The following is a 12,273-nucleotide window of genomic DNA, read 5'->3' as shown; positions in this document are numbered from 1 at the left end:
GAATGTGCCGGGCGCGGGGAGTATTGCGACTCAGGGACTGTGAAAAGGTAAGGAAGAATGCGAGAATTGCGCCTGCTCACCACCCCGCCGGATGCTCCGGGGGTGCACCAGCCCAAGCGCCCGGGCGCCTGGGATGGGCGGCGCCTGTCCCGCAGCTACGTTGCCGATTACAAGCCCTTTGTCATGGTGGACGGGGAAGGGGTACGCTGCGCAATTTACGTATCCGGGTGCCCCTTCAAATGCCCGGGCTGCTATAACGTGGCGGCCCAGAGTTTCCGCTACGGCACCCCCTATACCGAAGAACTCGAAGAACGCATCCTCGCGGACTGCGCGAAAAGCTACGTGGCCGGGGTGTCCTTCGTGGGCGGGGAACCTTTCCTCAATACCCCGGTTCTCCTGCCTTTGGCGCGGCGTTTCCGCGAGCGCTTCGGGAATACCAAAACAATTTGGAGCTGGAGTGGATACACCTTCGAGCAGCTCCTGGAAGAAACCGAAGATAAACGCGAACTTCTTTCTCACGTGGACGTGCTGGTGGACGGGCCCTTTATCCAATCCCAGTTCATTCGGGACCTGACCTTCCGCGGCTCGAAGAATCAGCGCATTATCGACGTACCCGAAACATTTGCCGCTATGCAAGCCGGGTGCGAAGCCCCGGTGCGGCTCTGGAAAAATGGAGATTACGACTAACGTGACCAGTACTCACCCCGCCGCTCAGGAACCTGCCGTTCAGCCGCCGGCAACGATGCCGCGCCGCAGCCGCGTTCTTATCGGAACACTTCTCGCCATTATGACCACCGGGGCGCTCACCGCCTTCTCTATTTTTGTGCGCCCGCTCGCCGCCAGCCGCGGCTGGGCACCCCCGGATATCATGCTGGCTTTCGGGCTCGCCTCCCTGGTGGTGCCCTTCATTATGATCGCTTCGGGTACGCTGCTGCGGCGCGGCTACGCGGCCCAGATGATGGCGGTGGGCGGTATCTGCTTCGGGCTGGGGCATATCCTGGCCGGCCTGGCACCCTCCCTCCCGCTTTTCGTGCTCAGCTACGGACTGGTCACCGGCGGCGGCCAGGGTCTCTTCTACTCGGCCGCGCTCACGAATACCATGCGTTTCTTCCCCGACCGGCGCGGCATGGTGGCCGGCCTGATCACCGCGGGGATGGGAATCGGCCCCATGATCATCGCCCCGGCCGGCCAGCACCTCATCGCCGGATACGGCGTGCGGAGCGCCCTCGTGATTCTCGGAATCGCTTTCACGGTCATTAACGCAGCTGCGGTTATCTTCCTGGTGCGTCCCTTCCGGGAAGAATACGGGGCCTATTTGCCCCGCCCGGCGGGCACCGCCGCAGCCGCCGGGCCGCGCGCGAGCCTCAGCCCGCGCCAGATGCTCGCCACTCCCACGTTCTGGCTTATCCTCGCTATTTTCGTTATGGCCGCGTTCGGTGGCATCATGGTGAACGCCAATATGGCGCCGCTTGCCACCAGTATTGGGTTCGACGCCGCAACCGCGGCTCTCACCGTCTCGCTTTTCGCGGTTGCGAACGCGGCCGGGCGGCTGGCCTGGGGCTGGCTTTCCGACCGTATCGGCATCCCGCTGTGCCTGGTGGCGGTGCTCGGTTGCGCGGCCGGTGGGCTCGCGCTTCTTGCGCTATCCGGGCGCGGGGCGACGGCGCTCTTCCTCACCGGAGCCATCCTCGTGGCCCTGGCTTTCGGGGGCACCATGAGTCTCTTCGCGCCGCTGACCATGCAAAGCTTCGGGCCGCGCCATAACGGAACCAACTACGGCCTCATGTTCCTCGGTTTCTCACTGGCCGCCGTCGTCGCCCCACGCTGGGCCGCGGCAAGTGCCGGTGCCCACGGGGGCTCCTTCACGCCCGCGCTCTGGGGAGCTTGCGTACTGGCAGCGGTCGGTCTTTTCTTGGCCGGACTTTTCCGCTGGTGGAAAGCGCGCTCACCACGGCGCTGAGCTTTCCCGTAAAGTGAAAGAAACAAGGAGGTAGCTATGGCTCAGCTCTCTGCCCGGCGTATCGGGCATCTTCATTTCACCGCCGTTAATGATCGCGGTGCCAGCGTGGAAATCGGGAAAGGCCCCGAACAATTTACCCCCGGGGAACTCATGCAGCTGGCGGTGGCCGGGTGCCAGGCCCTCAGCGCGGATTCCCGTTTTGAGCAGGCGCTCGGGGAGGATTATCACGCCACGTTCACGGTGAGTGCGGATGCGAACCGCGAGGAAAACCGCTTCACCGCTTTCCATACCGCCCTCGAGGTGGAGTTTGCCGATATGCCAGAAGAGGCACGCGCTGCGCTACTGGGGCGGGTGGACCGCGCCATTGAGCGGGCGTGCACGGTGGGTCGCACTCTCGACCACCCCGCCCCGCACAACCTGGAGATCCGCGACGCTGCGGGTAACTAGGATGCCTTCGGGTACCACTGAGAAAGGACAGCAAGCATGAGTACCGCTAGCTTGAGCGCCGCCGGAGTGAGTATCTGGCTGGATGATCTATCCCGCGAGCGTATTGCCTCCGGGAATCTCGCTTCCCTCATCGATACGCATACGGTGCGGGGCGTGACCACGAATCCCACAATTTTCGCCGCGGCCCTGCGCAACGGGGAAAGCTATACCGAGCAGGTGGCCGCCACCGCGGCGGCCGGCAAGGATGGCGACGAGGCCATTTTCGACATCATTATCAAGGACGTGCAGGACGCCTGCGATATATTCCGCCCGATCTTTGAGGAAACAGGCGGGGAAGACGGGCGTGTTTCCATCGAAGTCTCCCCGGAATTAGCACACGATACCTCGGCTACCGTGGCCCAGGCCCGCCAGCTGTGGGACCGGGTGAACCGCCCGAATGCCATGATCAAAATCCCGGCCACGAAGGAAGGCCTGCCCGCTATTACCGAAGTGATCGGGCACGGGATCTCCGTGAACGTCACCCTGATTTTCTCCCTGGCGCGCTACGGCGAGGTCGTGGATGCCTACCTCGCCGGCCTGGAAAAGGCCCAGCGTTCCGGGCATGCCCTCAGCGATATTCACTCGGTGGCTTCGCTTTTCGTTTCCCGCGTGGATACTGAAGTGGATGCCCGCCTGGAGAAGATCGGTACCGAGGAAGCCCTGGCACTACGCGGCAAGGCCGGGGTGGCCAATGCCCGCCTGGTCTACGAAATCTTCGAAAAGAAATTCGCGTCCGAACGTTTCACCGTGCTGGCCGCGGACCACGCGCATGCCCAGCGCCCGCTGTGGGCATCCACCGGGGTGAAGAACCCGAATTACCCGGATACCCTCTACGTCACCGAGCTGGTGGCTCCCGCAACCGTGAACACCATGCCGGAGAAAACCCTGGAGGCCACCGCGGATCACGCGGACATCACCGGGGATACCGTGCGTGAAAACTACGGGCAGGCACACCGGGTCTTCGAGGAACTCGCCGCGGTGGGCGTGGATATGGGCGATGTGGCCGCCCAGCTCGAACGCGAAGGCGTGGAGAAGTTCATCGTCTCCTGGAAAGAACTGAGCGAAACGGTCAGCGCAGCGCTCGCGGCTGCCCGCTAAGTCTGCCTGTTCTACCCTGCCCAGTGCTGCACCACCCGCAGCGCCAGCTCCGGCATCTGCGCGGGTGTGTAGCGCTGGTCGATGGGTAGGGCGAGGACATGTGGCCAGTCGATCATATGGGTCAGGCGCGGCCAGAAAGCGGGGGTGAAAACTCCGTGGGCGGCGAGGCGCTCGGCCCAATGGTGCGGGGCGGGCCAGTGCGGCGGTAGGGCGTCCAGGTGGAGCGCGAGCGCGTAGGGAGCATGGCTAGCGGGCGCGTTGCTCGCGGTCGCGGTGCTAGTAGCCGCGCAGCTTTCTTCCCCGCCGCGGAATAGCGCAGCCTCCGGCACCCCCTCGTTCAGCAATGCCGCGCGCAGGACCCGGGCATTTGCACGCCGCCGTTCCAGCGCCGCCGCAATATCCAGGTGGCTGAGAATATCCCGGGCGGGCCCGCTCATTGAGCTCGGGTTGAGAGCGGCATCGATGGCGGCCTCAGCTGCGCCGTCGTTCTCCTCCCCGCGCAATTGCAGCAGGCCGCGCCGGGTCGCTTCGCGCGCCGCCGCATTACCCGCAGCCGCGGCGGGAAGCGAGGGGCCGAGCGCCCAGGCGCCGTCGGGAATCGGAAACCACTTCCGCAACGATGCCGCGGCATAACGTGCCGGGACGTCCTGGGTAGCGGCACCGAAGGGTGCGTGCGTGAGATCGGCGACGACGACGCCACCGCGGCCCTCCCACTCCGCAAGCACGGCGCGCAACTCGGGCGCGGGCCAAGCTCCGAAGGTGGTGGAGATGAGGACCGCGCAGCGCAGCGGGTCGGTGAGGAGCGGGGCGAGCCGGGCCGGGGCGGGCAGGAGATCCGGGCCGACCTGCACCCAGTGGACCCGGATGCCTTCGAGCTGGAAAGGCTCGACCGCGGTCGCGCACAGAAAGCCCGGCGCGATGATGCGGCGGATACCGCGGGCGGCGAGAGCCTGGGCGATAAGGCCGAGGGCCTGGCGCCCCGATTGCACCAGCATCGCACCGGGCGGAACCGGAAGAGCACGCGGGGCGCAGCGGTGCGGGAGAGAAGTGAATTCGCCGCCGAAGATCACGCTTGGGTGCCGTTTCTAGAACGTGCGGCTGCGTAGGAGAGTAGATACGCGGTGCATAAACTCCTTTAAAAAGCGTTCAGCATCGACCGTGAGTGCTACCTTGACGGTCTTATGCGGATTGTTAAGGCGCTGCTCGTCTCCGATTGTCCTGCCGCGGAAAGGTTCTGACAAATCGACCTTCAGATTAGTTGTGAAGAAAGAGGCGAGCGATGGATCTATTGCTATAGCTACCGCGAGCGGATCGTGAAGTCCACAGCCTCCTAAATACGGGGCGATTGTGCCGTATGCCTGGATGTATGAATCCGTTATCTCAGCCACGTAGTTCGCTGCGGGTGTTCCAATTTGCCGCCAGGCTGCGGTTTCTTTGTACGTAAGGAGTGTTTGTAGTGTCACGTCTAAACCGACCATGGTGATCGCCGTTCCAGAACGGAACAGTATATCGGCAGCTTCTGGATCCTGGGAGATATTTGCCTCTTGTACTGGATTACAGTTGCCCGGAACTGTTAAGGCACCGCCCATGATGGTGATCTGGCATCCATTGTGGAATTCTGGGTCTTTTTCCAAAGCCTGGGCAAGGTTAGTCATCGGTCCAGTTGCCACTAGTGTTAGATTCTCGCCATGTTCCTTTGCGGATTCGATAAGGAAGTCACAAGCAGGTGCATGTTCAGGCTGACGGTTGGATTTCGGGATCTGTACGTTACCGAGGCCGTTTCTACCGTGAATGAGTGCCGATGCTTCTTGGACATCGAAGGTAGAACGTTGGAGTGCGTGGGAAGCTCCGGCAAATACGGGAATGTCTTGACGACCGAACAGGTCAAGAAGGGCGAGACTGTTCTGAACGCCCGTATCCCGTTGAACGTTCCCGAACGTTCCGGTGATACCAATAATTTCCACTTCCGGGGAACCTAAAGCGTAGGCAAGCGCCAGGCAATCGTCGATTCCAGTATCAAGATCTAGGATTAGCTTCTTCATTGAAAACTCCTGTGGGTGTTGAAATTTCTTTGCAGGTCCTTATGTATTGGAAGTGGGTGTTGACGCCGGGGAATGCGCGTCAGAATCTGCATCTTTCCGGGGGTTACGCTCCTCTCGCATGAGTCGTTGGAGCCAGTAAAGATCAATGACGACGATTGCTGTATTCATGATAACCATAGGCCAAATGCCCAGTATGAGGTTGTAAATAGCGGCGATACCGCTGCCGACAAAGTTCCAAAAGCGAAACTTTCTTTGGTTAGGCAGGATTAGCGAAAGAACGACAAGGAGTGATCCTAGCCATCCGAAAGCCTCAAGTAACGTTTTCTGATCCATACGTACTTACCCCCTTGTGAGTACATGTCCAACAATAGATGTAGATGTAGAGCAACTTATTGACAAGATAGCACAGCTGTGACAGGCTTGTAGAACAACTTACAAGATGAAGGAGGTAGTCAATGAGGACTATTGATTGGATCGATGGGCATATTGAACTCATTGACCAGACGAAACTGCCGGGTGAACTGGTGGTACGAAAAGTGTCAGATCTTGACGAGCTTATTGACGACATCAAGCGACTGGCTGTACGCGGTGCACCCGCTCTCGGAGTGTCTGGAGGGCTCGGTGTCGCACTAGTCGCTCAACAGGGCTTGAGCGGAAGTGACTTAGAAGATGCTGCAGATCGCCTCGCAAATGCTCGTCCGACGGCCGTCAACCTTTCCTGGGGCGTTAAACGCGTTATGCAGTACGCGAGTAAAGGTAAAGACAGGATTCTGGAAGAAGCTCTCAAGATTCGCGATGAGGACATTGCTTCGTGTTACTCCATGGGGCAATATGGCGCGGATCTTATGGAAGAACTGCTTGGTGAAGGGCAGCATTCGGTTATGACTGTCTGCAACACCGGTGGTTTGGCGTGCGTGGAGCGGGGAACCGCCCTCGGTGTTATCCAGACCATGTTTGAGCGAGGAACTCTCAAGGAAGCGCTTCCCGTTGAAACTCGTCCCCTTCTGCAGGGCTCGCGGCTTACCGCGTGGGAACTCCAGCAAATGGGAGCACCTTACCGACTCATTGTTGATTCCGCGGGGCCTTTCCTACTTCGTCGGGGCTTTGCCCAGGCGTTCTTCGCCGGCGCAGATCGCATTGCAGCTAATGGTGATACTGCTAATAAAATTGGTACTTACTCGCTGTCGCTCGGCGCTAAGGCGATGAATCTTCCGGTCATTATCGTGGCTCCGGAATCTACGATCGACATGGCGACGAAGACGGGTGCTGATATCAAGATCGAAGATCGTGGTAGCGAGGAAGTTGCAAACTTCCACGGAGTCCGGACAGCTCCTGAAGGCACAGAAGCTATTAATCCCGCTTTTGACGTGACGCCGCACGAGAATATCACCGCTATTGTCACGGATCGGAGAGTCATTCGTATTGATCGTGGTGAAACACTCGCAACGGTACCTCTCGGACCAATTCGCACAAAATAGAAATTAGCTAAGGAGAACAGCGTGGCTACTTCAAAGGCGAAGTCAAAGCTTGCGGCTATCTTAGGTGTCGCTGCCCTGTCACTCACTGGGTGCGGTGGAAGTGACAACGCCGATAACGGAACTGCTAATGGCGGTTCTGATGGCCCTACTTATATTTACCTGACAAATGATCCCATCGGTGTAAACAAGTTCCTGGAATCAGGAAAGATTGGTGTTGAAAAAGCCGCCGAAAAGCACGGTGGAACCGCCAAGGTTTATGAGGGAAATTCAGACCAGACCTCGATCCGGCAAAATATGGATCAAGCGATTGCCGAAAACCCTGACTATATCGTAACGATTACGTATTCCTACACTGATGTGGCGTTCGAATATGCGGAACGTTATCCGGACCAGAAGTTCATTCACATTGACGACTGCCCGCCGGGCCCCTACCCGTCAAATATGTACTGTGCAGTCTTCCGCGAGCACGAAGCTGCCTATCTACTTGGATATGAGGCGGGGTTGCTCACAAAGAGCAATCGCGTAGGCTCGGTCGGAGCGGTGGACATTCCGTTCATTCACCGGTACACCGATGCGTACGCAGCGGGAGCCAAGGCTGCCAATCCTGCGGTCTCCGACCAACAGCTGTTCATCGGCGGTGACAGTCCCTTCTCCGATCCTGCACGAGCCAAGGAGCAGGCATCTGCTTTAGTTGCTCAGGGAGTGGACCATATCTTCGCGGTAGCTTCCGGATCCAACGGTGGCATTTTTGAGGCGACTGGAAGTGGCGGTGTAACCGGGTACGGCGTAGATGTGAATCAGTGCCCGCTGACTCCTGGCGGAGTTGGTGACGGCACTCTGAAACTCATGGATTCGCTGATTCCACAACTTATCGACAAGATTGATGCTGGACAGGCTGAATCATTCTCATCCTTCGGCTTGGCAGAAGGCGGAATGGATCTTGTTTCGCTCGCTCCGGGTGCGGCCGAATCGCAATGCACGGTCATGGATCATCCTGATGTGGTTGCGAAGCTTGCGGAAATCAAGCAAAAAATTATCGACGGCGAAATCACGCCACCTGACGCAACCGGCAAGTTTAACTAATCCCAATGGAGTGGGGCTGGAAACCTACACGGCCCCACTCCAGTTTTGTAAGAAGGGAGGATGCCAATGCTTGATATCGAAATGAGAGGCATCACAAAATCCTTCCCCGGTGTCCAGGCGAATAAGAACGTCACTTTTTCGGTGAATAAGGGTGAGATTCATGCGCTCATGGGCGAGAACGGCGCGGGGAAATCAGTCCTGATGTCTATCCTGTCTGGACTTTACACTCCGGATGAAGGTTCGATCTTCCTCGATGGGAAGGAAGTCCACTTCGCAAGCCCTCTGGATGCCATCAGGGCAGGAATTGGAATGGTATTCCAAGAGTTCCAGATGTTCCCGTCCATGACGGTTGCTGAGAATGTTGTGTTCCGAAAGGAACCAACAACCGGAGGATTGATTAATCGGTCTGAAGCTGTCGAAATTGTTGAAAGTTACGCGCAACGTTTTGGTTTGGATGTTGATCCACTTATGCGCGTAGCAGATGCGCCGGTAGGTCTTCTGCAACGCGCCGAGATCATTAAGGTTCTCTATCGAGGTGCGAAGGTATTGATCCTGGATGAACCAACGGCCGTGTTGACGCCGCAAGAAACAGACCAATTATTTGATGTTTTGCGGCAGCTCAAGAAGCAGGGTCAGACGATCATTCTTATTACCCACAAACTCCGTGAGGTTATGGAAATCTCTGATCGGGTTACTGTTTTGCGAGATGGGCAAGTGGTAGCTCGAATGAATACTGCTGAAGCAACTCCGGAATCAGTCACGCACGCGATGACGGGGCGTGATGTTGACCTTACGCAGGCGCCCTCCCAACTCGCTCCGGGACGCACGGTGCTTGAGGTGAAGAACCTCTGCGTTCAAGACTCCCAAAAGCAAGCGAAAGTTCGTAATCTCTCGCTCGAAGTTCGCGAGGGAGAAATTCTTGGAATAGCTGGAGTAGCCGGAAATGGACAAAGCGAATTAGCGAGTGCCATCGCGGGTCTGATTCCAATCACGAGCGGTTCAGTAGCCATATCGGGATCTGATGTTACTAGAGCAACTGTGCGGAAACGGCGCGAAAAGGGACTTTCGTATATCCCGGAAGATAGGCAAGGCGTGGGCGCGGCGCCCGATGCATCTGCTGAAGAGAATCTAGCAATGGGGCACCATCGCAGCAAAGAATTGACTAAACGGAAAGGAATCATTGATCGCACTGCCCGTGCATCTTTCGCACGACGGCTTATTGAGAAATTCTCAGTCAAGATCGCGAATGAGAGTATTGCGGTTGGCACCCTTTCTGGTGGAAATCTGCAAAAGATACTCATTGCGCGCGAATTGGAATACAACTCACCACTATTAGTAGCGGAGCAGCCAACCCGTGGTGTTGACATTGGAGCTATTGAGTTTATCCATTCGACGTTGACCCACTATCGAGATGCTGGTGGTGGAATTCTCCTGATTAGCGCGGAACTCAGTGAGATTCTCTCGCTATCCACTCGCGTTGCCGTCATGTATGAAGGCGAGATAGTAGCCGAGATGCCAGTTGGCGAAGCCACTGAAAGCAAGCTGGGCCTACTCATGGCAGGAGGTGTACTAAACAATGAAGACTAAAATGAACGCGACTTTGCGTTGGTTGGCGGGGCCGATTCCTCTGTCAATTCTTGCTGCGTTTATAATCGGAGCGATATTTATCGCTGCTGCGGGGTATTCACCCACAGATGCCTATAAAACGATGGCAGAGGGCTCATTCCTTACCTCTGCCGGAGTGACGAATGCAATTCAGCGAGCGATTCCTCTTACTGGAATGGCAATGGCGACAGCGGTTGCTTTCCGATCCGGGATTCTAAACATCGGCACTGAAGGTCAAATGATCATGGGCGGGCTAGTGGGCGGCATGGTGGCTCTCTATATGCCTGGTCCCGGCATGCTTGTCATGCTATGTGCCATTCTCGGTGGCATTATCGGCGGAATGCTCTGGGCGTTGCTCTCTGGTGTTTTGCAGTTCTGGCCCGGGGTACCAATCCTCATCACGTCGCTTCTACTCTCATATCCGGCTCGCTTCTTCGCGTCGTGGATGATTCGATACCCGTTGAAAGACCAGTCATCGCAGATGGTTGCCTCGGAACAGATATCTCTTGACGTTCAGATCCCCATGCTTCTCCCCTTGAAATCCGGGCTCGGCAAGTCGATATCGGAAAGCCTTGGACGAGGTAACTTCATTTCCACTATCGGTAATTCTGTGAATTGGTCATTCGTTATCATTCTCCTAGTCGTGATCGGAATGGCGTACGTGAACCGGAATACCATTTTTGGATATGAATCCGGCCTCAACGGCAAGAATCCAATGTTCATTCGGTACGGCGGTGGGAGTGAGCGGAAGCTCAGCCTCCAAGTTATGGCTCTGTCCGGTGGGATAGCCGGGCTTGTTGGCGTGATGCTAACGATCGGAGCTCCCGAAACACGTCTTATTGACGGAGCTCTGCTATCGTCCGGGTACGCATGGACCGGCTTGATGGTTGCACTTCTAGCCCTGTACCGTCCTTACGCAGTTCTTATTGCGGGGTTGTTCTTCGGTGCCATTATGGCAGGCGCTGGTTCAATGAGCCGAGGTTTGGGAATGTCTCCCCAGATTGCTGCCGTAATTCAGGGCGTCGTTATCGTTTTGATCGTATTCAGGGTTGCGCTTCCGTCCTTCAAGAAGAAGCAGAAGATAGACCCTGATGATGAAACGACAGGTAATACATCGCCATCACAATCTCAGGCCGAAAAATACGCCTTTGCTGAAGGAGGCGAGAAGTAATGTTTGATGCTGCACTCATCGATTCTATTGTTCGAGCTCTTATTCCAATTTTGTTTGCTGCGCTCGGCGGTTTGATCTGCGATAAAGCAGGCATATTCAATATTGCGCTTGAGGGGCAACTCTTGATCGGGTGCTTCTTTGCGGTGGCAACTTCGTATTACACCGGCAGTGCTTTCCCGGGTGCGCTGGGAGGCATGTTTGCTGCGGGAGTCTTTACATTGATCTTGGCCTATGGGAGCGTCAACCGCGGGGCGGAACCAATCGTTATTGGCGTCGCTATGAATATTCTGGCGACGGGCGTCACCTCCTTCCTTTTGGTGGGGCTTTTCCACACATCGGGTACCTTCGTGGATCCGCGGATCGTAGGATTGAAAACCTATTCGATCCCCTTGCTCAGTGACATTCCGTGGATTGGAAATGCGCTATTCAGTCAAACGGTGCTGGGCTACCTCGCATTCGTACTTGTTTTCGTCGCATGGATCGTTATCTTCCGTACGCCACTTGGGTTGCGGCTTCGTGGGGTTGGAGAAAAGCCACTCGCGGCACAAACCCTTGGCGTGAATCCCGTTTCGTACAAGTACGCTGCGGTCATCATTTCGGGCCTCCTGTGCGGACTAGGTGGTGCTCAGCTGGCATTGGGGAACGTTGTGCAATTCTCTGAAGAGATGTCCGCTGGGCGTGGGTGGATTGCGGTTGTGGCAGTCATGCTCGCACGTTCTCATCCTATTGGGGTTCTCGGTGCCGCGGCCCTCTTTGGTACGGCTGAAGCGCTTGGTTTCCGAGCGCAGGGAATTGGGATTCCGACGCAGGTAACCGATGCCGCACCGTATGTCGTTACTTTGCTAGCGCTATTGCTTACGACAGTGAATTTTGTCAAGAAAAAGAAGGAGGAGACGAAACGTGAATCCATTGACACGTGAGGAAATTGCACAGCTGCTAGATCTTTCTGAGCTTGACCAGGAAGGAGGACTGCATCGGCAAACCTATGCGGATGAGTATTCCACGGCGATCTACTACCTCGTGGGTGGAGATCAGTGGTCTGAACTCCACAGATTGAGCGGTCCCGAGGTATATCACTGGTATGCCGGGGCACCGTTGCTTCTAGTCGAAATAGATGAAAGCGGTGAACGCAGGGAAACGATACTCGGGAACGATTTGAGGGCAGGACAGCGACCTCAGCACGTGGTGAAAGCTGGCGTGTGGCAAGGATCGATGTCTCTAGGAGAGTGGACTCTCCTGGGTACAACTATGGCCCCAGGCTTTTCTTGGGAAGGGTTCGAAATCGCAAGTAAGGAGATGCAGGATGCCTATGGGATAAAGTCATTGCAAAAGCACGACGAAGGGAAATGA

The 12,273-nt window shown here is 56.9% G+C and carries 13 protein-coding genes; 10 read left to right on the top strand and 3 right to left on the bottom strand.

The window, feature by feature from the left end:
* The first annotated feature begins 57 nt into the window (after nt 1–57).
* Genes nrdG through tal form a run of 4 tightly spaced genes read left to right on the top strand, consistent with a single transcriptional unit; the run spans nt 58 to nt 3,544 of the window.
* Nucleotides 58–687: an anaerobic ribonucleoside-triphosphate reductase activating protein gene (gene nrdG / locus HMPREF9237_RS00165; RefSeq protein WP_016441683.1), complete on the top strand. Its 630-nt coding sequence runs from the start codon at nt 58–60 to the stop codon at nt 685–687.
* Nucleotides 671–1,960, top strand: a complete 1,290-nt coding sequence (locus HMPREF9237_RS00160) for an OFA family MFS transporter (RefSeq protein WP_016441682.1) — start codon at nt 671–673, stop codon at nt 1,958–1,960. The genes nrdG and HMPREF9237_RS00160 overlap by 17 nt, the downstream gene beginning before the upstream one ends.
* Before the next feature lie 36 nt (nt 1,961–1,996).
* Nucleotides 1,997–2,407 (top strand): OsmC family protein, encoded by a 411-nt coding sequence (locus HMPREF9237_RS00155; protein WP_016441681.1) that lies wholly within the window; start codon nt 1,997–1,999, stop codon nt 2,405–2,407.
* 36 nt (nt 2,408–2,443) lie between these two features.
* The gene (tal, locus tag HMPREF9237_RS00150) at nt 2,444–3,544 is read left to right on the top strand and encodes a transaldolase (RefSeq protein WP_016441680.1); all 1,101 of its coding nucleotides are present in this window, start codon (nt 2,444–2,446) and stop codon (nt 3,542–3,544) included.
* Nucleotides 3,545–3,555: 11 nt separating this feature from the next.
* Here tal and HMPREF9237_RS00145 read toward each other — a convergent pair whose 3' ends face one another.
* The 3 genes from HMPREF9237_RS00145 to HMPREF9237_RS00135 are packed head-to-tail and all read right to left on the bottom strand — an operon-like array spanning nt 3,556 to nt 5,919.
* Complete coding sequence (locus tag HMPREF9237_RS00145) at nt 3,556–4,614, bottom strand: hypothetical protein (RefSeq protein WP_039898110.1); 1,059 nt, start codon at nt 4,612–4,614, stop codon at nt 3,556–3,558.
* 15 nt (nt 4,615–4,629) lie between these two features.
* Nucleotides 4,630–5,586, bottom strand: coding sequence for a nucleoside hydrolase (locus HMPREF9237_RS00140; RefSeq protein ID WP_016441678.1), 957 nt, complete (start codon nt 5,584–5,586; stop codon nt 4,630–4,632).
* Nucleotides 5,587–5,625: 39 nt separating this feature from the next.
* Nucleotides 5,626–5,919 (bottom strand): YgjV family protein, encoded by a 294-nt coding sequence (locus tag HMPREF9237_RS00135; RefSeq protein ID WP_016441677.1) that lies wholly within the window; start codon nt 5,917–5,919, stop codon nt 5,626–5,628.
* 122 nt (nt 5,920–6,041) lie between these two features.
* Between HMPREF9237_RS00135 and mtnA the strand changes: the two genes are divergently transcribed.
* The 6 genes from mtnA to HMPREF9237_RS00105 all read left to right on the top strand — a co-directional run bounded on the left by mtnA (nt 6,042) and on the right by HMPREF9237_RS00105 (nt 12,273).
* Entirely contained in the window at nt 6,042–7,064 is a 1,023-nt protein-coding gene (mtnA, locus tag HMPREF9237_RS00130) for an S-methyl-5-thioribose-1-phosphate isomerase (protein WP_016441676.1), read from the top strand.
* A gap of 21 nt (nt 7,065–7,085) precedes the next feature.
* Complete coding sequence (locus HMPREF9237_RS00125; RefSeq protein ID WP_016441675.1) at nt 7,086–8,147, top strand: BMP family ABC transporter substrate-binding protein; 1,062 nt, start codon at nt 7,086–7,088, stop codon at nt 8,145–8,147.
* Nucleotides 8,148–8,213: 66 nt separating this feature from the next.
* Complete coding sequence (locus HMPREF9237_RS00120; protein WP_016441674.1) at nt 8,214–9,734, top strand: ABC transporter ATP-binding protein; 1,521 nt, start codon at nt 8,214–8,216, stop codon at nt 9,732–9,734.
* Nucleotides 9,724–10,923 (top strand): ABC transporter permease, encoded by a 1,200-nt coding sequence (locus tag HMPREF9237_RS00115; RefSeq protein WP_016441673.1) that lies wholly within the window; start codon nt 9,724–9,726, stop codon nt 10,921–10,923. The genes HMPREF9237_RS00120 and HMPREF9237_RS00115 overlap by 11 nt, the downstream gene beginning before the upstream one ends.
* Nucleotides 10,923–11,843 (top strand): ABC transporter permease, encoded by a 921-nt coding sequence (locus tag HMPREF9237_RS00110; protein WP_016441672.1) that lies wholly within the window; start codon nt 10,923–10,925, stop codon nt 11,841–11,843. The genes HMPREF9237_RS00115 and HMPREF9237_RS00110 overlap by 1 nt, the downstream gene beginning before the upstream one ends.
* Complete coding sequence (locus tag HMPREF9237_RS00105) at nt 11,824–12,273, top strand: cupin domain-containing protein (protein ID WP_016441671.1); 450 nt, start codon at nt 11,824–11,826, stop codon at nt 12,271–12,273. Before HMPREF9237_RS00110 ends, HMPREF9237_RS00105 begins: the two co-directional genes overlap by 20 nt.

This window comes from Actinotignum schaalii FB123-CNA-2 (assembly GCF_000411135.1).
GTDB lineage: Bacteria > Actinomycetota > Actinomycetes > Actinomycetales > Actinomycetaceae > Actinotignum > Actinotignum schaalii_A.
Note: the sequence above shows the minus strand (reverse complement) of the source record. Positions and strands in the feature narration are given on the sequence as shown.